The 22,720-nt window shown below is 67.9% G+C and carries 16 protein-coding genes; 8 read left to right on the top strand and 8 right to left on the bottom strand.

The genetic code is table 11. The features are described from left to right. The first annotated feature begins 67 nt into the window (after positions 1-67). Complete coding sequence (locus tag LuPra_RS27840; protein ID WP_110173791.1) at positions 68-1,495, top strand: trypsin-like peptidase domain-containing protein; 1,428 nt, start codon at positions 68-70, stop codon at positions 1,493-1,495. Between the two features lie 15 nt (positions 1,496-1,510). Here the strand turns inward: LuPra_RS27840 and LuPra_RS27845 are convergent, their stop codons facing one another. From LuPra_RS27845 to LuPra_RS27855, 3 genes are all read right to left on the bottom strand, one after another. After that, entirely contained in the window at positions 1,511-2,473 is a 963-nt protein-coding gene (locus LuPra_RS27845) for a threonine ammonia-lyase (protein ID WP_234800586.1), read from the bottom strand. Between the two features lie 2 nt (positions 2,474-2,475). Next, positions 2,476-4,167 carry a M28 family peptidase gene (locus LuPra_RS27850; RefSeq protein WP_110173793.1) on the bottom strand — a complete coding sequence of 564 codons (1,692 nt, stop codon included), beginning with the start codon at positions 4,165-4,167 and terminating at the stop codon, positions 2,476-2,478. Between the two features lie 95 nt (positions 4,168-4,262). After that, a complete protein-coding gene (locus LuPra_RS27855) occupies positions 4,263-4,685 on the bottom strand; it encodes a hypothetical protein (protein WP_110173794.1) in 423 nt (140 codons plus the stop codon). Positions 4,686-4,826: 141 nt separating this feature from the next. Here LuPra_RS27855 and LuPra_RS27860 point away from each other — a divergent pair, with 141 nt between their 5' ends. Beyond that, a complete protein-coding gene (locus LuPra_RS27860; protein ID WP_157899776.1) occupies positions 4,827-5,447 on the top strand; it encodes an outer membrane protein in 621 nt (206 codons plus the stop codon). A 62-nt stretch (positions 5,448-5,509) separates the two neighbouring features. Here the strand turns inward: LuPra_RS27860 and LuPra_RS27865 are convergent, their stop codons facing one another. Together LuPra_RS27865 and LuPra_RS27870 are read right to left on the bottom strand one after the other, a co-directional pair. Then, the gene (locus LuPra_RS27865) at positions 5,510-6,445 is read right to left on the bottom strand and encodes an NAD-dependent epimerase/dehydratase family protein (protein WP_110173796.1); all 936 of its coding nucleotides are present in this window, start codon (positions 6,443-6,445) and stop codon (positions 5,510-5,512) included. A 140-nt stretch (positions 6,446-6,585) separates the two neighbouring features. Further along, positions 6,586-7,926: a hypothetical protein gene (locus LuPra_RS27870; RefSeq protein WP_162472849.1), complete on the bottom strand. Its 1,341-nt coding sequence runs from the start codon at positions 7,924-7,926 to the stop codon at positions 6,586-6,588. A gap of 25 nt (positions 7,927-7,951) precedes the next feature. Between LuPra_RS27870 and LuPra_RS27875 the strand changes: the two genes are divergently transcribed. Then, a complete protein-coding gene (locus tag LuPra_RS27875) occupies positions 7,952-10,645 on the top strand; it encodes an AMP-binding protein (protein ID WP_162472850.1) in 2,694 nt (897 codons plus the stop codon). A 270-nt stretch (positions 10,646-10,915) separates the two neighbouring features. Continuing rightward, positions 10,916-11,134, top strand: a complete 219-nt coding sequence (infA, locus tag LuPra_RS27880) for a translation initiation factor IF-1 (RefSeq protein ID WP_110173799.1) — start codon at positions 10,916-10,918, stop codon at positions 11,132-11,134. A 30-nt stretch (positions 11,135-11,164) separates the two neighbouring features. Here infA and LuPra_RS27885 read toward each other — a convergent pair whose 3' ends face one another. Then, entirely contained in the window at positions 11,165-11,974 is an 810-nt protein-coding gene (locus LuPra_RS27885) for a tetratricopeptide repeat protein (RefSeq protein WP_110173800.1), read from the bottom strand. Positions 11,975-12,365: 391 nt separating this feature from the next. Between LuPra_RS27885 and glk the strand changes: the two genes are divergently transcribed. The 4 genes from glk to LuPra_RS27905 all read left to right on the top strand — a co-directional run bounded on the left by glk (position 12,366) and on the right by LuPra_RS27905 (position 19,901). Next, complete coding sequence (gene glk / locus LuPra_RS27890) at positions 12,366-13,340, top strand: glucokinase (protein WP_110173801.1); 975 nt, start codon at positions 12,366-12,368, stop codon at positions 13,338-13,340. A gap of 331 nt (positions 13,341-13,671) precedes the next feature. Then, a complete protein-coding gene (locus LuPra_RS27895; RefSeq protein ID WP_110173802.1) occupies positions 13,672-16,404 on the top strand; it encodes a TonB-dependent receptor in 2,733 nt (910 codons plus the stop codon). 230 nt (positions 16,405-16,634) lie between these two features. Then, the gene (locus LuPra_RS27900) at positions 16,635-17,663 is read left to right on the top strand and encodes an LLM class flavin-dependent oxidoreductase (protein WP_110173803.1); all 1,029 of its coding nucleotides are present in this window, start codon (positions 16,635-16,637) and stop codon (positions 17,661-17,663) included. Positions 17,664-17,813: 150 nt separating this feature from the next. Beyond that, on the top strand, positions 17,814-19,901 hold the full coding sequence (locus tag LuPra_RS27905; RefSeq protein WP_110173804.1) for an alpha-glucuronidase family glycosyl hydrolase: 2,088 nt from the start codon (positions 17,814-17,816) through the stop codon (positions 19,899-19,901). A 44-nt stretch (positions 19,902-19,945) separates the two neighbouring features. Here LuPra_RS27905 and LuPra_RS27910 read toward each other — a convergent pair whose 3' ends face one another. Continuing rightward, positions 19,946-22,129, bottom strand: a complete 2,184-nt coding sequence (locus LuPra_RS27910; RefSeq protein WP_110173805.1) for a tetratricopeptide repeat protein — start codon at positions 22,127-22,129, stop codon at positions 19,946-19,948. Positions 22,130-22,150: 21 nt separating this feature from the next. Further along, entirely contained in the window at positions 22,151-22,624 is a 474-nt protein-coding gene (locus LuPra_RS27915; RefSeq protein WP_110173806.1) for a hypothetical protein, read from the bottom strand. Positions 22,625-22,720: the final 96 nt, after the last annotated feature.

The following is a 22,720-nucleotide window of genomic DNA, read 5'->3' on the forward strand; positions in this document are numbered from 1 at the left end:
CGCTTCGGCCTGCGGGTCGACGGACGTACTGGTGGCGATTCGTTGAACGCCCGCGGAGGCGGGGCCTATGCATCGTGTGCAACTGCGGTTGGTGTGCGTGCTCGTCCCGTGCTGGCTCGTCGTGGCGGCCGGCGTGTGCTCGGCGCAGCAGCGTCCGGTGCCCTACCCGGACGCGCTCGAACGGATGAACGAGTCGATCGCAGCGCTGACCCGCAAGGTCTGGCCGAGCGTGGTCCAGATCGTCGTGACCAGCTACGGGCCTCGCGATCCCCGTCCGGGTCAGACGTCGGTCGAGCTGGGGCGACAGCGTGGCGTCGGTTCCGGCTTCGTCATCGATCCCGAGGGCTACATCATGACCAACGCGCACGTCGTCGCCAACGCGCAGCGCGTCCAGGTGTTGCTGCAGCCCGCGTCCGACGATGGGTCGATCGCGACGGCGTTGTCGACCAAGGTGAACACCATCGAAGCGAAGATCGTCGGCATCAGCACCGAACTCGATCTCGCGTTGCTGAAAGTCGACAAGCCGCAACTACCAGCGCTGACCCTCGCCTCGTACTCCAGCGTGCGGCAGGGCGAGACGGTGTTCGCGTTCGGCAGCCCTTCTGGGCTGACCAAGACGCTGACGCATGGGCTCATCTCGTCTGTCGCGCGCCAGACGGACCCGGACTCGCCGCTCATCTACCTGCAGACCGACGCGCCGATCAACCCGGGCAATTCGGGCGGGCCACTCGTCAACATCCGCGGCGAGGTCGTCGGCATCAACACGTTCATTCTCTCGCCGTCTGGCGGCAGCGACGGACTCGGCTTCGCGATTCCGAGCGCGACCGTGCGCACGGCGTTCCGGCATTTCAAGCAGTACGGACAGTTGCGGCGGCAGGAAGTGGGCGTGAGCCTGCAGACGATCACCCCGGAACTGGCCGGTGGTCTCGCCCTTCCCCGCGACTCCGGGCTGATCGTGTCGGACGTCTGGCCGGGCGGGCCTGCGGAAGCGGCGGGCCTGCAGACGGGGGACATCCTCCTCTCCGTGGATGGAGAAGCGGCGGAAAACCTGCCGTCAGTCATCTACAACTTCCGGCTCCGCGACTCGACCGAAAAGGTGAAAGTGGCAGTGCTGCGCGGCACGACGGAACACACGTTCAGCGTCACTCCCGTGGAGCAGACGAGCGCGTTCGACTCCATGGCGGCGCTCGCCGATCCGGAGAAGAACCTGGTGGCCGAGCTCGGCATCCTCGGCATCGAGATCGATCCGCGGGCCGTGCCCGCGGGCAGCGGCCTGCGGGAACCGTACGGGATCGTCGTGGCTGCGCGGGCATCCGGTGCGAGGAGCGAGGTGCCGTTGGCACCAAGGGACGTCATCCGCAGCATCAACGGCACGAAGACGTTCACGCTCTATCAATTGCGGACCGCATTGCAGGCGCTCAAGCGTGGCGCGCCCGTGACCTTGCAAGTACAGCGCGAGAGTCGGTTGGTGTACGTCGCCTTCACGTACGAGTGAGGCGGGGCGCAGGTATCACGAGGTCTCGATGGTCGAGACCTCGGTCAGCGCCGAGAGCGCGGCGAGGCTGACGTTGCCGCCGCTGAGGATGGCGACTACGGGGCCCTCTCGGGCCCAGTCAGCCAACCGCGGGAGCACGCCGGCGACCGATGTCGCGCCGCTCGGTTCGATGGCAATCCTGGCGCTGTCCCACAGCAGGCGAGCCGCGTCCACGATCTGGGCGTCAGACACGGTGACGACCTCGTCGACGAACGCCTGCACGTGCAGGAAGTTGAGCGCACCGGGCCGCACCGCCATCAGTCCGTCGGCGATGCTCTTGACCGCAGGCAGCGTGACCGGCATCCCCGCAGCGAGCGACGTCGACATCTTCGCCGCACCCTCGGGTTCGACGCCGATGACGCGAATCGACGGGTCGCTCAGCTTCACGGCCGCGGCAACCCCCGAGATCAATCCGCCGCCACCCACGGGGGCGACGACCGTCCGCAAGCCGGGTACCTGCGCCACCAGTTCGAGGCCAGCCGTGCCCTGTCCCTCGATGATCGGCAGGGAATCGAAGGGCGGCACGATGAGCAGCCCGCGCTCGTCCGCGAGGACCTCGGCACGGGCCTGCCGGTGCACCGTCGTGGTGCCGGCAAACTGCACCTCGGCTCCCCATCGGCGAGCGCCGTCGACCTTCACGGCCGGCGCCGTCTCCGGCATCACGATGACGGCCGGAATGCCGAAGCGCTGAGCAGCAAAGGCCACCGCCTGGCCATGATTGCCCGACGAATATGTGACGACACCGCGGCTGCGCTGCGCCTCGGTCAGGCGGGCGAGGTAGTTGTAGGCACCGCGGATCTTGAAGGCGCCGATCGGCTGCATCTGCTCGCACTTGACGTGCAGCGGCAGCAACGGCGCCAGGTCGAGCACCGGTGTGCGTCGGGCAATGCCTTCGATACGAAGGGCGGCAGCGCGGATGCCCTCGAGTGTCGCGAGCACGACTAGTTGGCCCCTTTCTTCGCGCGCGGCTGCGCGAACTGGTCGCCGGGCTTGTAGGCCGGCATCCGTGGCAGTGCCGCGATCCGCCATCCAAGTTCGGCCAGCAACTGGGTGTCCTCCACCGCGCCGGTCCAGTCCCAGTCGGGCGAAATTTCGTCGGACGGCTGGTGGTAGCGCGTCGCGTTGTACGCCTCCGAGATCTCGCGAGCCTTTGCCGCGCGCGGACCGCGGAAGCCGGATGCGTCGCCGAGTGTCAGCGAGAACGCGGGCACGCCGGCCTTGGCAAGCGGGAAGTGATCTGATCTGAAGAAGTAGCCGCGCTCCGGGTGCTCGTCCACGCCCGGCGCACGCTTCTGCTGCCGCGCGACCTCCTCGACCAGGCCGAACGCATCGGTCCGATCCGCACCGAGCAGCACGAACGTGGAGGACGAACCGTAGACGTTCATGCTGTCCATGTTCAGGTTCGCGGCGATGCGATCGATGGGGAACGGCGCGTGCTGCGCGAAGTATTCGGAGCCGAGCAGGCCGCGCTCCTCCGCCGTCGGCGCGAGGAAGTACACCGTGCGTCCGGGACGGACGCTGGCGGCCGCATAGGTCCGGGCGAGTTCGAGCAGGGCGGCAACGCCGGACGCGTTGTCGCGGGCGCCGTTCCAGATCCCGTCAGATCCGTCGCTCGTCTCGCGACGACCCATGTGGTCGTAGTGTGAGGAAAAGACGATCGCTTCGTCCGTGCGCTGGCCCGGGAACTTCGCGATCACGTTCGGCGACGTCTTGCGCACCGTTTTCTGCTGTACGCGCAGGGACACCGTCACTCCGAGTGGCACGGCCCTGGCGCCTCGCGTCAGCGCACGCTTTCGCAACGCTGCCAGGTCGTGGCCGCCGATCGCCGCAAGCGCTGTCGAGGCGTCCTCGGTCAGCCAGGCCTTCAGTTGCAGCGCCGGTGTGCCCGGTGCCGAGGGCACGAACACTTGCTCGCCGACGGTGGTCGACAGCACGACGCCGAACGGGTAGGTCGCCGACGCGTCCGTGTGGATGAGGATGGCGCCGGCCGCACCCTGCCGCAGCGCTTCCTCGTACTTGTACGTCCAGCGGCCGTAATACGTGAGCGCCTTGCCGCCGAACAGCGCCGGCTCGGTGGGTGTGGCTGGCGGGTCGTTGACCATGGCCATCACCACCTTGCCCTTCACGTCGGCGCCAGCGTAGTCGTTCCAGTCGAACTCGGGGGCCACGATGCCATGCCCCACGAACACGACCTCGGCATCCAGTGACACCGACGCCGCATCCACCGAGGCCAGCAGCGACAGGTCCTTGCCCATCGTGAAGGCGCGCGTTCCGCCCGAGCCCCTGGCCTCGAGCGTCGTGGCGTCGCGATCGACGGTGGCCTCGACGATCGGCACCGGCTGGTACCAGGTGCCGTCCTTGGCGCCCGGCTCGAGGCCGAGTAGCGCGAACTGCGTCGCGATGTATCGTGCGGCGAGATCGCCACCTCGCGAACCGGGCGCACGCCCTTCGTACAGATCGTCGGCGAGCAGCGTCGCATGCGCGACGATTCGTGCGGCGCTGACCGACGCAAGATCGAGCCCGCTCGCCGCCGGCGCCTGGGCCGCCGGACGCAACGCGAGCGGCGCCAGCACCATCACTGCGACCACACTCGCGGCGGCAGCCGCGGTTCTCCACGCGATGACACGAAACATGTCGTGATTGTACGAGAGCGAAGAGTTGGGGGCTCCGGCCTTCGGCGTTCGGGACGTGGGAGTCGGGAGTCGGGAGTGGGGAGGCTTGAGGCGGGTCAGCCTTCCTTCGACAGACCGACGGTTGGCGGTGATGGTCGCCAGGTTGCCGGGCTGCGGAAAGCGTCGCGATGCAGCGCGGGAATCGCTGCAGCAAGAAGCATGGCGGCGGCAAGTGTCATCGCGTGGATACGCGCCGTCGGGGCGTGGAGTCGCAGCAGGACGGCCTCCAACGCCAGGAGCCCGGCCACACCGACGATGGTCAGAACGAAGACGCCCTTCCAGACCCATGCCCGGCCGATTGGGCGCGAGGATAGATACCCGACGACCCCGACAGCGATGACAATGGCTCCGAGCAGGGGCCCATACCGGCTCAGCAGACCGCCGGAGTCCTTCACGACCTTCTCCGCGGTCCGACCGAAACCCAATGCAAGCACGCTGAGAATGTAGAGCGACCAGAATGCTCGGCGGGTAGGTGTCATGTGGCTCCTTGCAAGAGTACGGTGTCATGCGAGGCACGATGATGACGACGCCGACGTCAGGCGCCTGGTGCAGGCGGTAAGCGTTAAGCGTTAAGCGTTAGACTCTCCTCGATGCGTCTCGCCTGCCGTGCCCTGTTAGCCGTGAGTGTCTGCTTACTTGTCTGTCCCGCTGGCGCATTGGCACAGCCGGCCACACTCCCTGGCCCCTTCGTGCTCGACGCGCGTGGCGCATTCAGTACGGTCGGGCGCTCCGAGGAACTGGCTGCCCCGAGGGGCCTGACTTCCGGTGAGTTGCCCAAGAAGGTGCTGGGGCTGGACGTGGGAGCACATTTCTACCCGCTGCGGCGCAAGGTGACCGTGGGCCTGGGCGCGTCACTGTTGATGGTCGGGGGCACCCAGACGCCTGGTCCGCCGGAAGAAGGCGCCGTCGACGCGCCGGTCACGCCCGGCGAGTTCCGGGTCCGCGCCATCGTGCCGCAGGTGTCGCTGAACTTCGGGTCAGGCCGCGGCTGGAGCTATCTCGGGGGAGGGCTGGGGTTCTCGCAGATGAAGGCCGGCCGGGCCGAGTCGGATCTCGAGTACAGCCCACAGCTGCTGACGCTCAACGTCGGCGGCGGCGCCCGCTGGTTCGTCAGCGAGCATATCGCCTTCAACATCGAAGGCCGCTACTACCGCCTTGCCGCGAAGGACCTCGAAGCCGGCTACGTCGGCAACCCGGTCGTGACGATGTTCGTGCTCGCCGCGGGGCTCAGCTTCAAATAGGAGGCGAGGACGGAATCCCTGCCTCGCCTCACGTAGGCTGCAGGCTGCAGCCTGTAGCCTACCTACGAGTCGTGGTGTTCCTGTTCCTGTCGCGCCAGGCGCCCGCGGCGCAACTCCTCGAACAACCGCGGGATGTTGCCCGACACCGATCGCAGCGACGGGGCCCAGCCGAGGGCGTGCGCCCGCGGGCTCCGCACGCGCTGGTCGAGCGCGAGTGCGTCGGCGTACGCGCCCGTCTTGGCGCGCGCCTCGGCCAGGGGCACGAACCGGATGTCCGGCGGATGCGGCCGATGCGCCGCGATGGCGTCGGCGATGGTCCGGACCTGTTCGTCCGCCTCGTCGGTGCCATGGAACACGCCGCGGCCGTCCTTGCTCGCGAGCACACGCACGTAGAGGTCGGCCAGGTCGCGGTCGTACACCAGCGGCCAGTGGTTCTCACCGGACCCGACGATACGCATCAGCCCGTTTTCAGCCGACGCAAGCATATCGGCGACGATGCCGCGAGCGCCGCCGTAGACGATCCCGGGACGGATCACGGCAGTTCGGAGCTGAGCAGTGGCAGCGGAGAGCACCAACTGCTCATGGGCGGGACGCCACGCGGCGAGGCCCGTCGGAGCCAGGGGCGCCGATTCGTCGGCCGGCTCAGGCGTGGCGCCGAGGACCCAGATGACCGACGTATAGATCAGGGACGCGGGCCCACGCTCGCCGGCATGGCGTGCCAGGTCGATGAGTGCGTCGAGGGCGATACGTTCGATCTCGACGCTCTTGGCCGACGTCTCGAAGCCCGCGTGGATGAAGCCGTCGCAGGTGGAGGCCTGCTGGCGCCACATGTTCGGGTTCCCGAGCGTGCCGACGGCGGTGTCGATTCCGCGATCCGCCAGACGGCGGGCCTTCTCCTGGTGGCGCACCAGCGCCACGACGTCGTGCGACGCGCGTTGCAGCGCGTCGACCACCGCTGTCCCCACGTAGCCGGTGGCTCCGGTCACGAACACTCGCATACGAGTTGTCGCCTTCCTGTCCCTGCCCCCGGCGTGGACGCGCGGGGTGCGCCAGCCCCGCCGGGGACGTCATTCTAGCCCGCTTCCTGCCAGCGGACGCCCGCGGCACCCAATCGGCAGATAATTCCGTTTCGAGCCGTTCAGATGTTCCAGAGGCTGCGATCGTCGTAGCACGTGATCATTCCGTCGGTACTCACCTTGAGCACCGCGCCGAACCGGCCCGCCGTCTGGGCCGCCGTCGTCCGTGCCCCTTCCGAGACCCAGGCGTCGGTGCCCTCCCCGTGCGGATGCATCAGGATGGCACCAGCCGCGATGAGGCAGCCCCGCGTATCGACAACGGTCGCGCCGTCGAGGCTGGCCAGCGCCATCAGCACCGTCTCGTCGACATCCGCGAGCGTGCGACCCCGCAGCAGATAGTGCAACGGGCGCCTGAGCCCCTCGCTGTCGCCGCGGGCGGGTGCCGGGCGGTCGAGGCGATCGATGGGCGCAACGAGCGAGCCTGCCGCCCCCGCATCGCGCAGCACGACCAGCAGGGCCCCCTGGCGCGCGTCGGCCATGTCGAGTGCGCACTGGAACAGCTTTTCGGCGATGGGCCGGGATCCAACCGCCTGCAGCCACTGCACGTACTTGGCCTCGACGTCGAGCAGGTGCCACTCGGCATTGCGGAAGGTGAAGACGAGAGCCCCCTCGGCAAACACCTTGATCTCATGCGATGGGCTCAACACGATACAGGTGTCGCGGGTGCCCAACGTGGCCGCGGCATGCTGCCGGTAGGCCGACGGGCACGGCGACGTGATCGCCATCATGGGGTGGATTTCCCTGGCCCGGTGCGTGATGTCGATGATGTCCAGGAGCAGGCCGTCCTCACCGATGAGGAACACGGTGCGGACGCCGTCACAGAGCCGATAGAAGCTCTTGACGGCCGTGAGCGGCTGACCGTACGACCGCGCGGCCTGATGCCGAGGATGCGGAGCGTCGTCTCCGAGCACGAGCACGCCCGACGAGATGGCGTGGCTCTCGTAACTGGACAGCGCGGCGACCCGCAGCACCTCGATGCAGTTGGCAAGCCGATCGGCCCGGTTGCGCTCGGTGCCGGCGCGGTACGGCCGGCGGTCGAGGAACGCCCCGACGTAGCGGTCCTCGATCAGGCCCTGGAACAGGTCGGCACGGGTCGCGAGCACGGACGGATCGAGGATGCTCTGGTAGCGCGCCGAGAGCACCTCGCCGATGGCCCGCGCGACCCGCAGTTCGTGCGCCGTGAACGGCTGTGCACGCGGCACGTGCAGGATGTGCCGGGTGCCGAACCAGCACAGCACGAGCTCGCACGGATCGTCGGTGGGCTGCATCGACAGCGTGGAGATCGACGAATCGGTGAGCGACGCCTCGAGTTCGAGTGTCGCTCGCGCCAGGAAGCGCTTGAGCGCGCTCTGGAGGAGACTGTCGTACAGCGCGCTCGCGGCGAAGGCCGGCGGGAGTGCCATGAGGTCCCGCTATCATAAGCGGCTCATGGCCACTGCGGCACCGGCCCGCGCCACGCTGATCGACTTCTTCCACGACGCCACGAAACGCACCGGACCGTTCCTGGTGCACGACGACGGCTATCGCACGTGGACGTTCCGGTACGACGAGGTGGGCACGGCCGCGCGCCGCCTCGCCGCCCGGTTGCATGCGACAGGACTCGTGAAGGGTGATGCGGTCGTCCTGTGGGGCGAGAACAGGCCCGAATGGATCGTCGCCTTCTGGGCCTGCCTGCTTCGCGGCATCGTCGTGGTGCCGATCGACTATCGATCGGCACCGTCGCTCGTCGATCGGATCGCCGCGGTCGTGTCGGCACGCCTGCTGTTGATCGGCGAGGACGTCGACGCCAGTGCCGTGACGGTCGACGCGCCTCGCTGGCCCCTGACGGCGATATTGCGGGAGGAGGCTCACGCATCGGCCGACGTCGACGACGCCCCGCCGGTCGCCATCACCGCCGACGACACCGCCGAAATCATCTTCACGTCGGGAGCGACCGCCGAGCCCAAGGGCGTCATCATCACGCACCGCAACGTGCTCGCCAACATCGTGCCGATCGAGCGCGAGATGGCGAAGTACCTGCGCTACATCGGACCGTTCTCGCCGATCCGGTTCCTCAACCTGCTGCCCCTGAGTCACATGTTCGGGCAGGCGATGGCCGCCTTCGTGCCACCTATGCTGGGCGGCACCGTCGTGTTCATGCGCAGCCTCGCGCCAGCCGACGTCGTCCGGCAGATCTCGGCGCGACGCATCTCGGTCCTCGTGTGCGTGCCCAAGATTCTCGACGTGCTGCGCGAACACGTCCGGCACGCGTTTCCGGAGACGCGGGCGCTCCAGCCGCCTGCAGATTCAGGCCTCGCAGCGCTGCCGAAGGAGAAATGGTATCGACGCTGGTGGCGGTTCCGCCGCGTCCATCGGGCCTTCGGCCTCAAGTTCTGGAGCGCGGTGGTGGGCGCTGCCCCGCTCGACCCGGCGCTCGAGGAGTTCTGGGGCGGACTCGGCTTCCTCGTCGTCCAGGGCTACGGCCTCACCGAGACGGCGCCGATCGTCACCCTGAACCACCCCCTGCACGCGCGCAAGGGCACGGTCGGCAAGCCGATCCACGGCGTCGACGTGAAGATCGCCGAGGACGGCGAGATCCTCGTGCGTGGCGACAACGTCTCGCAGGGCTACGTCGGCGGCACGAGCGATAGCGCGCGGACGCTCGAGGACGGCTGGCTGCACACCGGCGACATCGGCAGCCTCGATGAGCAGGGCCGGCTCTCGATCCTCGGGCGCAAGAAGGAGATGATCGTCACCCCCGACGGCCTCAATGTCTTTCCGGAAGACGTGGAGCGGGCGCTGCTCGCGCAGCCAGGCGTACGTGACGCGGCGGTCGTGGGACGGCGATGGGACGGCGAGGAACGGGTCCACGCCGTGGTGGTGCTCGACGACCCGGAGAGCCTGCCGCACGTGGTCCAGCACGCCAATGCGACGCTGGCCGATCACCAGAAGATCCGCAGCGCCTCGCAGTGGACGGGGACGGACCTGCCGCGCACCGAGGGGACCCGCAAGCTGAAACGCACGGCCCTTCGCGCCTGGGTCGAGTCGGGCGAGCAGGCGAACGCGCGCCCCGTGACCGGCGAGGATGCCCTCCGCCACGTCCTGGCCCGGTTCGCCAAGGGCCGCGACGACGTCGGCGATGACACGACGCTGGAGGCGCTGGCCCTCAGTTCGCTCGAGCGGGTCGAGTTGCTGATGGCGCTCGAGCAGCAGTTCCAGACCATCGTGGACGAAGGGGCGTTCGCGGCGGCGCGCACCGTCGGAGACCTGCGGCGCCTGGTCGGCGACGGTGGGTTACCAGCGGCGGCGGACCAGGGAACGCCTGCGACGCCGCGTGTGCGTAGCGGCCGACCTTCCACCGTCGCCAAGGCTACGGTGGACAAGTCAGGTCGATCGTCTCGCGAGTCAGCGGTCGGTGAGGCGCCGTCCACGATCGACACCCTCCGAGAGGGGCTGGATGACTTCCCGAGCTGGAACCGGGCCTTGTTGCCGTCCTGGGTACGTCGCGTGAGCCAGGCGACGTGGATCCTGCCGATCGGCCGGCTCTTCGCCTGGGTGCGCGCCAGCGGCCTGGAACATCTGGCGGGCCTGGAAGGTCCCGTGGTCTTCGCGGCCAACCACCAAAGCCACATGGATACGCCGGTCGTCCTGATGGCCCTGCCACGGCGGTGGCGCGCCCACACCGCGGTCGCGATGGCCAAGGAGTTCTTCACGCCGCATTTCCATCCGGCCGGGCAGCCGTTGCACCGGCGGGTCACCAATGGCCTGAACTACTACCTGGCGTCGCTCTTCTTCAATGCGTTCCCGATCCCCCAGCGCGGGGCGGGGACACGGCACACCCTCCGTTACATCGGGCAACTGTTCGAAGAAGGCCAGTCGCTGCTGATCTTCCCCGAGGGCAAGCGGACGATGGCGGGCGAGATCAACGAGTTCCGGGCCGGGATCGGGATGATCGGCGCCAAACTGGGGGTCCCGGTGGTGCCGATACGGCTGGTGGGTGCCGACCGGCTCCTGCACCAGAAGGCGCGATTCCCGACGCCTGGGCGGGTCACGGTGCGGTTCGGGCCGCCGATCTATCTGCACGGTGACGACTACGCCGCCCTGGCGAGGCAGGTCGAGGCCGCGGTGCGGGCACTCGACTGACGTGTAATGCCTGATGCCTCATGCCGGTTACTGCCGGAATGCTGGAAGGCCGGAATGTCGAGAGCAGGGGGGTGATTTCGACATTCCGGCATTGCGGCATTCCCGGCATTTCCTGGCGAGCCCGTGGCGCATCTGCTAGATGCCTCAATGCTGAAAGGCCGGAATGTCGAGAGCGGGTGCGGTGGTTTCGACATTTCGGCAGTCCGGCATTCCCGGCATTTCTTGGCAAGCCCTGCGTTGTGGGACAATGCACTGTTGGAGACGAACTGATTGAGCAAAGACGATCTGATTGATGTCCAGGGAACCGTCACGGCCGTGCACAGCGGCGGACTGTACCGCGTGCAGTGCGATTCGGGCCAGGAAGTACTGGCACAGCTGAGCGGCCGCATGCGCCGGTTCCGCATCAAGGTGGTGCCTGGCGACCGGGTGACGGTCGGCGTATCCCCCTACGACCCGGTCCGCGGGATCATCACCTTCCGCGTCAGGTAGCCGGCGGCCTCGACCACGGCCGGCCCGGTTTCATTCCGCGAATTCGCGCGCCAGCGCGATCCACTCACCGTCCGGCGCCAGCCGCTGGTAATGCTGCCAGAGCGGCCGGGCGTCCTGTGAGCGCCCCAATTTCTCGTACGCCACCGCGAGGTAGAAGCACGCGTCAGCGGACTCGGGCAAGAGCTCGAGGGCCCGCGTGTAACAGCGCACGGCGTCGGCGAACCGCCCGGCGTCGTGGTGCGTGTGCCCCAGGTTGAACCAGCCCTCGAACGTGTCGGGGGCGAGCGAGACGGCCTGTGCGTACAGCGCCGCCGCTTCGGGCAGGTGGCCGTCCGCGTACTGCAGGTTTCCAAGGTTGATCAGGGCCGGCACCAGGGCAGGATCGAAGGCCAGCGCCTCGCGATATGCCTGCATCACGATGCCGCGCGACTGTCCCGGCTGCCCGTCCATCGCGGTGGCGCGCTCGAACGCGTCCTCGGCGCGCGAGGTGTCCACCGGTGAACCGGCCGGCACGGCCTCGGCACGGGTCGCGCGAGACGCAAGCGTCACCACGCGGGCACGGCTCTCCTGATCGGGCGTGACCGGGCCGCCGTCGAACAGCGTGAGTTGCCCCTGCCTCGCGGCGAGGAGCTGCCGCACGATCACCTTGAGGGGCATCCCGCGTCCAAGGGCGTCGTTTACCTCCCGCAGCGGGGCGAGATCGGCAAACGAGTACATGGTCTCGCCCTGTTCGCGTGTCGGCTGCACGAGCCGCCACTGCGCGAGCGACCGCAGATGATCGTCGCGCAATGCCGGAAACCTGGTGCGGACCACGCGCGCGGGCACCCGGGCGTCGGCCATGGTCGCAGGGTAGCATCACGGCGAACGCCGAACGTCGAACGCCGTACGCCGAACGCTGCTGCACGGGAACGGGTACCGGGCGCCGGGTACCGGGTACCGGGTAACGGGTACCGGGGAACGGGTACCGGGTACCGAAGTCGGGAATCGGGAGTCGCCGACCACCGCGTGTAGCCGTCGGACTCCAACGATATTCACCGCCTACGGCCTGCGGGCTGCAGCATATCGTGACTACCGGTGGCGCTGGCGCCATGGATCACTTGTCCGACGGGCAGCTGCGAAGATCGGACTCGAGTCACACGCGCGCGCTGAGTCGTAAGCCGTCGACTGCAGGCGGCAGGCCGTAGCCCGTCGGCGGTAAGCGTTAGGCGTTAGGCGTTATATCCTCTGCCTCATGTTGCTGGCTGGCGATCTCGGGGGCACCAAGACGCAGCTCGGGGTGTTTCGGCCGACTGGCGGACGCCCGGAATTGCTCGACTCTCGCGAGTACGTGACGCTCGACTATCCGAGCCTCTCGGCGATGATCCTTACGTTCCTCGGCGCCACGGGAGTGCGCGCGCAGGAAGTCGAGGTCGCGTGCGTGGGGGTGGCCGGGCCGAACATCAAGCAGGTGGCCAGGCTCACCAACGTGCCCTGGGCGATCGACAGCCGCGAAGTGATGGCCACGACCGGCATCCGGCGCGCGTGGATCCTCAATGACGTCGAGGCGATGGCCTACGGCGTACCAGCGTTGCGGGCCGACGAGTTGAAGGTCCTGCAGGCAGGCGAGTTCAATGCCGACGGTAACGCCTGCCTGATGGCGGCGGGCACCGGCCTGGGGCAGGCGATTCTCGTGCGTCAGCATGGTCGCCTGGTGCCGTCGCCCTCGGAGGGCGGGCACTCGGACTTCGGTCCGCGCGGGTCGCGAGAGATTGCCCTGCTCGAGTTCCTCACGTCGCGGTACGGCCGCGCGACCTACGAACACATCATCTCGGGCAAGGGGTTCATCAACCTGCTGAGGTTCACGAGCGACGACCGGTCGCCGTTGCTCACCGAGGTGGACGAGGACGATCTGCCGGCGACGATCAGTCGCCACGGACTGGACGGATCCGACCCGCATTGCGTCGAGGCACTTCAGTTGTTCGTGTCCATTTACGGCAGTGCCGCGGCCAACCTCGGGCTGCAATGCGTGGCCACGGGCGGCGTCTACCTCGGTGGCGGCATTCCCTCCAGACTCCTGCCGGCCTTCGACCTCCCCTTCTTCATGGACGCGTTCCGCGCCAAACCCCCGATGACCGGCCTGGTCGAGCGGATGCCCGTCTCGATCGTCCGCAACCGCCAGACCGGCCTCCTCGGCGCCGCCGTCTACGCCGCGTCGCTCATCAAGTAACCACCACTCAGCCTGCGGCCTACAGCCTGCAGCCTGCAGCCTGCAATTTCGCCTTCATGCGGCCTGCAGGCCGTAGCCGGTAGGCCGTAGCCGTAGGCATCAGGCATCAGCCATTACGGATCCCCGATCCACGCTTCCGTATGCGAAGTGGCGGGATGTGGACAGAACCCCATGCATTTGCTGGCAATCCGGCGCCCCGCCTGGGACCAGTGGCGGTCCGCCTGTTGCATCCAGATCCTTCTCGTCGGTAGCATCACGGCGGTTCCACGTTCGGGCGTCCGTTTCCGCGGAGACGGCCGCCCCTGACCATCGCTCCGGGAGGAGTGTTCCTATGGTGATCAAGCGCTGGCTGGCATCCGTGCTGGCCGTGCTCTCGTGTCTGGCACCCGCCATCGTGTGGGCAGCCGACACCGGCTCGATCTCTGGCGTCGTGTTCGATCAGGGTGGGCAACTCGTCGAGGGCGCGACCGTCCGCCTGACGGGCGACCCGCTGCCCGGGGAGCGTGTGGCGACGACGGATTCCAACGGCGCCTATCGCTTCCCGCTGCTGCTGCCTGGCGCGTACATCCTCGAAGTCACCAAGCAGGGCTCGGGGTCGGCCAAGCGGGCGGTCACCGTCCAGGTCGACGTCGATGCGCAGACCGACGTGGTGCTGGGGCTCAACCTCAACGAAACCATCGAAGTGAGCGCGGCCGCCCCTGTCGTCGACCTCAAGACGACCGAGGTCAACTTCAACTACGACGCGCAGCTGATCAAGGAACTGCCGCTGCAGCGCACGTATGCCGGCCTGTTCCAGTTGATTCCCGGCGTCGCCGAGAACAACAACGCGACGCCCGGCATGGTGAGCGGTGGCGCCACCCGCCAGGACAACACGTATCTGATCGACGGCGTCAACATCACCAATCCCGGCTTCGGCTACCTGAGCACCGAGGTCAACGAGTTCGATATCGCCGAGTTCAACGTCAAGCGCGGAGCGATTTCGGCGGAGTTCGGGCGATCGTCCGGCTTCGTCACCAACGCCGTCACGCGTTCTGGCACCAACCAGTTGAAGGGCGGGTTCCGGTTCGAGGCGATTCCGAAGTCCCTGATTGCCGAGGCCGAGACGCCTTTGGCGCTCGAGAACACCGACCGCTGGATTCCGGCGTATGCGCTCGGCGGCCCAATCATGAAGAACAAGCTGTTCTTCTACACGTCGGGACAGTTGATCAAGTCGACCACGTCGGAGCGCGTCAACAACCTCGGCCCGGTCCCCGATAGCGAAACGACGACGACGGAGTTCTTCGGCAAGCTGACGTTCGCGCCGGTGCAGTCGCAGTTCTTCAACGTCGGCTATCGCGTGCGCCCGAGCGAGACCGCCTTCGGCAGCGTCGGGATCAACGACTCACCCGAGGTCGCCACCGACAACGAGGGCACCAACCGCGTCGCCACCGCGAACTGGAACATGTTCTTCAGCCAGCGCAACTACGTCGAGGCAAAGTACCTGCGCCTCGATGAGGAAGGCGAACAAGTCGCCCGCACCGACCTCGGGTACCGGCCGACGTTCGACATCAACAACCTCCGGCAGATGGGGTACTTCGTCGATCCGGTCACTGGCTACCGGTACGGCGGCGCCCCACTGCTCCTCAACCGCCAGAACTACGTGCGCAACGAGTTCCGCCTGAACACGGGCACTCTGGTGAATCTCGGCAAGACGTCGCACGACATCCGCGGCGGCTTCATGTACGAGGACACCGAAGAGGACCTCACGCGCAATGCCAACGGCTGGGGCACGATCACCCTCGTCGAGGCCGGCCGCCGCTACCAGGGCAGCTACTACCCGACGCAGAACCCGCAGCTCTCCAAGTCGCGCACCTACAGCTTCTTCGTGCAGGACAACATCCAGATCGGCAGCCGCCTGGTGGTCAACGCCGGGATGTTGTTCAACAAGGACGAGTTCGCGCAACAGATCGGCGATGCCCGCAACACGTTCCTGACCTTCGACTACGGTGACCAGCTGCAGCCGCGCCTCGGCGTCAACTACAACATCCGCAAGGGCAAGGGCGACAAGGTCTACGCCAACTACGGCCGCTACTACGGCAGCGACCAGAAGAGCAGCGCCCGCGCGCACGCGCCGTTGCGGCTGGTGCAGAACACGCCGTTCTTCGACGCCGTCACGGGCGCGCTGATCAGCGATACGACGAGCTCGAACACGACGAACCGCGTGATCCGCCCGGGCCTGCAGCCGACGTACACCGATGAGTGGCTGATCGGGTATGCCACGCCGCTCGGCGGCAACTGGGGCCTCGACGCCTTCTACATGGACCGCACAGCGAAGGACTTCATCGAGGACCAGCCTTCGACCAATCTCGGACCGCCGGAGAACTTCGTCGTCGACAACCTCCAGAACGCCCGCCGCGATTACCGTGCATTCACCGTCGAGCTGAACCGGCGGATGGCCGATCGTTGGAGCACGACGGTCAGTTATGCGTGGAGCGAGTTGAAGGGCAACTATGACCTCGACTACGCGGCGGGCGCCGTGTTCAATACGTCGTCGATTCTGCAGGACGGCCCGGGCGTCTACATCGAGGATGACTTCCGCTACGGCAAGCTCGGCGAGGATCGACCACACGTGCTGAAGGTGTTCGGCACCTACATGATCACCGACAACTTCTCGCTCGGCGGCTACGTCCGCGCCCAGAGCGGCACGCCGTGGGAACGCCGCGTGCAGGACTGGTACTCGGGCTATCGCCTCCTGATCGAGCCGCTCGGCACCAACCGGAACGACTTCTGGACCAACGTCGACTTCCTCGCAGCGTACAACCTGCGCTTCGGCAGCCGCGTCGTCACGCGTCTCGAGGCCCGCGTTCTCAACCTGTTCAACCAGCAGACGGCCTTGAGCCGTGACAACCGAGCGTTCCTCGACCCGCGGACCCGGCAGTTCAACGGCACGCAAGTCGCGGGCGACCCGGCCAGCTACACGCGCGCGCTGATCATCAACACCAATCAGCCGAACGCGGCGCTCGGCCAGCCGACGAGCTATGCGCCACCGCGGCGACTCCTGCTGACGGCACGGATCGACTTCTAGAGCATCGGTCCAAGGGACAAGGGACAAGGAAGAAGTCACAAGGGCTATCAAGGGACGAGGGCCAAGGACGCGCCCTCGGAACAAGACACAAGGGACACGGCTTAGCGCGTCACGCGTTCTCCCGTGTCCTTTTTTGTGTCACTCCTTTCTTGTCACTCCTCCCTTGGCGCCCTTGTGACTACTTCCCTGTCGCTTCTCCCTTGATCGTCTTCGCCATTACCCTGTGGGTGATGGAACTCGGCATCACCAGCTTCGGCGACCGCTTCCCGGACCCTTCGACCGGCCACCTCGTCAGCGAGCAGCAGCGGATGCGCGACCTGGTGGAGGAGATCGCCCTCGCCGACCAGGTTGGGCTCGACGTCTACGCCGTCGGCGAACACCATCGACGCGACTTCGTGGTTTCGGCTCCGGCCGTGGTGCTGGCGGCCGCCGCGGCGCGCACATCGCGAATCCGCCTGGCCAGCGCCGTCACCGTGCTGAGCTCTGACGACCCGGTGCGTGCCTACCAGCAGTACGCCACGGTCGACCTGATCTCGAACGGCCGCGCCGAGATCATCGCCGGCCGGGGCTCCTTCATCGAGTCCTACCCGCTGTTCGGGCAGGACCTTGCCGACTATGACGCGCTGTTTGCCGAGAAACTGGACCTGCTGCTCCGCGTGCGGGCCCAGACACAGGTGACATGGCGCGGCCGGTATCGGCCGCCGATCGACGACCGCGGCGTGTATCCGCGCGCCGTCCAGGACCCATTGCCCGTCTGGGTCGGCGTCGGCGGCACGCCGGCATCGGCCGAACGTGCCGGGCGCCTCGGCCTGCCAATGACCCTGGCGATCATCGGCGGTATGCCGGCACGTTTCCGGCCATACGTGGACCTCCACCAGGACACCGCCGCGCGGGCCGGACACGCCCGTCCGCGACTCGCCATCAACTCGCACGGATACGTCGCAGCCACGTCGCAGCAGGCCGCCGACGCGTTCTTCCCCTCGTACGAAGTAGCGATGACCGGCATCGGCCGCGAACGCGGTTGGCCGCCGATGACGCGCGAGGCATTCGAATCGATGCGAGAGCCACAGGGCGCGCTCTTTGTCGGCAGCGCCGCGCAGGTCACCGACAAGATCCTGCGGCAGCGCGAGATCCTGGGCTTCGACCGTTTCCTGATGCACGTAAGCGTCGGGACGATGCCCCACGCGCAGGTGATGAAAGCGATCGAGCTGTTCGGGACAGAAGTTGCGCCCGCGGTCCGGCGCGCGCTCGCAGCGTGACCCGTGAAGGAAGGGACGCCTCTCCGGGACGTCCATTCGTGGCATAGGTAGGGACGCCTCTCCGAGGCGTCCAGCTCCCTCGTCGCAACGTCGCGGAGACGGACCGCTCGGAGAGCGGTCCCTACCAACAGACGTTGTACCCTCTGCCGCATGGACAACGTCACCAAGGGCCGCGTGGCGGCAGTTGCGTGTCTGGTCTTCGTCTTCGCGGCGGCACCGGCACGTGGCGAGGACGGCTACGACCTCTGGCTCCGCTATCGGCCCATCGTTGACGAGGCGCGCCGTGTGGAGATCAGCGCGCATGCAACCGCGATCGTCGCCCCCGCTGGTGGCGAGACGATGCGCGTCGCGGTGGACGAACTGCAGCGCGGCCTGCGCGGGCTGACGGGGCACGAGGCATCGCGAGTGCCGGCGCCCGATCGGGGCGGCGCGATCGTGCTCGGCACGCCGGCCTCATCGCCTGCCATCGCGGCGCTCAGGCTCGAGGAGGCGCTGAAGGCCGTCGGCGACGAGGGCTACGTCCTCCGGTCGGTGCGTGTGCAGGATCGACCCGTCACGGTCGTGGCGGCACGACATGACATCGGCGTGCTGTACGGGACGTTCCACCTGCTCCGCCTCATCCAGACGAGTGCGAGCGTGACCAGCCTCGACGTCTCCGAGCGGCCGCGGCTGAATCGACGCCTCCTGAACCACTGGGACAACATGGACGGATCGATCGAGCGCGGCTACGCGGGACGATCGCTCTGGAACTGGGCGGCCTTGCCGGCGACCGTGGACTCGCGCATCGCCGACTACGCGCGGGCAAACGCGTCGCTCGGCATCAACGGCACCGTGATCAACAGCGTCAACGCCAACGCCCGCACCCTGCAACCCGAGTACCTCGACAAGGTGGCGGCGATCGCGAGGGTGCTGCGGCCGTATGGCATCCGCGTCTACCTCTCGGCCAACTTCTCGGCGCCGCGCACGATCGGGGGCCTCGCGACGGCCGACCCGCTCGACGCTGCCGTCGCTGCCTGGTGGCGTGCGAAGGCCGACGAGATCTACGCGCGAATTCCGGACTTCGGCGGCTTCGCGGTCAAGGCCAACAGCGAAGGGCAACCCGGCCCCCAGGACTACAAGCGCACGCATGCCGACGGCGCCAACATGCTTGCCGACGCCCTCGCCTCGCACGGCGGTGTCGTAATGTGGCGAGCATTCGTCTACGACGATTCGGTCGATCCCGATCGCGTGAAGCGCGCGTACCTGGAGTTCACCCGGCTCGACGGGACGTTTCGCGACAACGTCTTCGTCCAGGTGAAGAACGGGGCGCTCGATTTCCAGCCACGTGAACCATTCCATCCGCTGTTCGGCGCCATGCCGAAGACGCCGCTGATGGCCGAACTGCAGATCACGCAGGAGTATCTCGGCCAGTCCACGCACGCCGTGTACCTGGCGCCCATGTGGCGCGAGTTCCTCGCGTCGGACACGTTCGCCGCCGGGCCGGGCTCCACGGTCGCGCGCGTGATCGAGGGCGACGTGCATCCGTATGCCGACACGGGGATCGCCGGCGTGGCCAATACCGGCAGCGACAGGAACTGGACCGGGCACGGTCTCGCGCAGGCCAATTGGCATGCGTACGGCCGGCTGGCGTGGAACCCCTCGCTGTCGCCGGAAGGCCTCGCCGACGAGTGGGTGCGCATGACCTGGTCGAATGAGGCCCGCATCGTCGCGACGATCACCGACCTGTTGCTGCGATCCCGCGAGACGTACGTCGACTACACGATGCCGCTCGGGTTGCACCACCTCATCGGCGGCGATCACTACGCACCGATGCCGGAGAACGCGGATCCACGTCGCGCCGACTGGTCGGCGATCTATTACCACCGCGCCAGTCGCGACGGTGTCGGCGTCGATCGCTCGCGGCGCGGCACGGACGCCGTCGGGCAGTACCGGTCGCCCTTGCGGGAGCGGTGGGCAGATCCGGCGACGACCCCGGACGCGCTGCTCCTGTGGTTCCATCGCCTGCCATGGACTTACCGCATGGCATCGGGTCGCACGCTGTGGGACGAGATCGTTTCGCACTACACGCGCGGCGCAGAGGGCGCCGCTGCGTTCGAGCAGGCGTGGCAGTCCATCGCCGGCCAGGTGGATGCAGAGCGACACGTCGCGGTCGCCGCGAAGTTGCACCAGCAGGCGATCGACGCCGCGGCCTGGCGAGACAAGTGCGTGGCGTACTTCAGGCAGTTCGCGCAACCATGACCCGAAGACTTGAGACATGAGTCCTGTCCGCGAGCCGCCTGACGCTACTGTGCGGCGAGCAGTTCACGCAGCGCGCCCGCGGCCTGCGCGTACGTCGGATCGATGCGCAAGGCCTCGCGTAGCAGCGCGATCGCCTCGAGCCGTCGTCCTTGCTGTACGCGCGCGATCGCCAGGTTGAAACGTGCGGTCGCGTCGGAAGCATCGAGCCGTAAGGCCTCCTCGAACAGGGCGGCTGCGGCGGTCACGTCACCACCGCGAGCCATCATCAGCCCCAGCTTTTCAGTCACTTCGGCATCGTCTCTGACGTAGCGACGATGCTCCGTGAGGAGCCAGGCCGCGAGATTCACACGGCCCGCCTCGACCGACGCCAGTGCGCGTGCCCGCAGCAACGGCAGCGCCTCGGGTGGCACGCCGGCCGCGAGCGTCGCCCGCGCGCCCGGTTCGTCGCCGGCCTGCCAGCGCGCCAGGGCGAGATCGAGGCGGGCGCGATCGGGGCGCACGCCGCCGCGTTCGGCCTGTTCCAGCAGGGGCACGGCTTCGGCGCCCTTGCCTTCGGAGATGAGTACCTCGCCGAGCGCGAACGCGACGTCGCTGACGTCGGGGTCGAGTCGATGGGCTTCCCTCAGGGCTCGCTCCGCATCGGCGAGCTGGTTACGTGCCTGCCAGGCGAGCCCGGCGCGGAACCAGGCGACGCCCGGCGCCGGATGACGAGCGACAGCACGATCCAGCCAGGCGCGCCCCTCCGCGTCGCGTCCACTGTCGATGGCATGCAGGGCCATACGCGTGTCAGCGTCCGCTTCGCCCAGGTGGAACGGCAGTGGAACGAGGCCGGCGGCCAGGACCACGCCTGCGACGGCCATGGCGGCGAAGGCTCCGCTGATTTCGGGTGGTTGGTCGGACGAGCGCCACATCGACGCGAGAATCCCCACGGAGATCGCGCCGAACACCAGGGCCGGAGCTCGGTAGCGATCGACGACGAAGAAGATGGCCACGCTTACCAGGTAGGCCGGCAGGAGCCAGCGGAACCAGCGCCATGCGCCCTGGTGGAGCACCGGCACGGCCACGTGCCCGCCGATGGCCGCCGCGAGGCCGAGCGGAACGAGCAACCACGCGCCGACCGGCAGGAACGTCAGCAGCAGCACCTGCTCGCGGAACCACGCGTAACTCACGTTGACCGGCAATTCCCACGCGTGTGTCGTCAGCCACAGCTTGTACGCGAACAGGCCGATGGCATCGACGGGCGCGCGTCGCCACCATGCAAGCGACTGCCGGACGAAGTGCGACGACACCGCGGCGTCCGAGAGCGGACGGCCCGCCGCCTGTTCCGCAACGCGTCGCATGTCGTCGCGCTGGCCCGCGATGGACGGCCGGACGCCGTCCACCACGGTGTACGTGCCGTTGGCGGCCGCGTGGTTGCCGATGTAGAAATTCAGCCCGCCGTGCCCCGGCAGCACCTGCCATGCGCCGGTGGCGATTCTCGAGCGGACCGTGAACGGCGCGAGCACGACGAGCGCACCGAGCGCGACTGCTGTCGCGGCGCGAAGGCGGTCGCCCCGCTCCTGCAGCACCCCGCCGCGACGCCATGCGCCCAGCAAGAGGATGACACCCAGTAGCCACGCGTTTGGTCGATTTGTCGCCAGCAGCGCCAAGATGATGCCGCTGCACGCCCACCTTCGGGCTGACGGCTCCTGTAGCGCCCGGCTGCACCCGTAGGCGAAGGCCGACATGAGCATCGCATCGAGCGCGGCCTGAAGGATGAGCGCCTCCTGCAACGCGACGATGCCCGTGAGCGCGAGCGCGCCGCCGGCCACGACCGCCGCGCGGACGCGCATGTCGTCGGCCACCCACAGGGCGGCGGTCCGCGCCGTCAGCCACACCGCCAGCGTGCCGAGCCCGGCCTGCAGCACGAGCACGCCCGCGACGCGGGCGCCGGTCATGGCCTGGGCGAACGCCAGCCAGTAGATGTACAGGGGTGACACGTAGAACGAAGTCCCGGTCAGCAGGACGTCGCCAGCCACGACCCGCTGCGCAAGGCGCCAGTACTCGCCCGCGTCGAGCTCGCCTTCGGGTTGGAGCAGCGGATGTCCAGCCAGTGTGAGTGCTAGCGCCGTCTTGAGGGCAAGCACCAGCCCGAGCAGGATCAGCGGCCAGCGCCATCGGTATGTGCCCTGCGCCTCAGGCGCAGCGGGCGGGGCAACCGAACGGCGCTGGCGGGTCGAACGGGACACGCAAAGAGGGTAACCTCGACTTCACTGCATGCGACGGGCCACGGCGGTTGCGCACCTGACGGTCACCGCGCCGGTTGCGGCATCGACCAGGCGGCTGGTCGCGGTGCTGTAGAACTCGTTCGGGTCGTCGCCAATCTCGATCGACTGTTCGATCGACTGCGTGCCGGCGTACGCGCCCGCCGCGTTGAAGAGAAAGGCCAGCGAGTAGGCGCGATACGTGCGTCCGCCCGTGTGCGACCAGGTGCCGTGACCAGCCGTCCGCAACGACGGCGCCGACGCGGTCGTGGTGTCGATCAGGACACCGCCGGGCATGAACGAGTTGAGCGCCGGAAATGTCCGAAGCACGGCGCCAGTGGCACAATCACGGCCACTCACCAGCGTGTCCTGCGTGTGACGCGCCTCGAGACGCCGGGAGATTCCCGCGAGTGCAGCGACCGACAGAAGGCCCACGAAGGCAAGCGTGATGCGGGTGCGCGTGTGTGGCAGGTATCGCATGGCGGTCTCCCAGGTTTGGCCGGGTCATCCCGGCATGCGCGATACTGACCGCGCGCTCCCGTGGCGTCTTGAAGACGGTGCTGAAACGTTCTGAAG

Origin of the sequence: Luteitalea pratensis (assembly GCF_001618865.1) — a bacterium.
GTDB lineage: Bacteria > Acidobacteriota > Vicinamibacteria > Vicinamibacterales > Vicinamibacteraceae > Luteitalea > Luteitalea pratensis.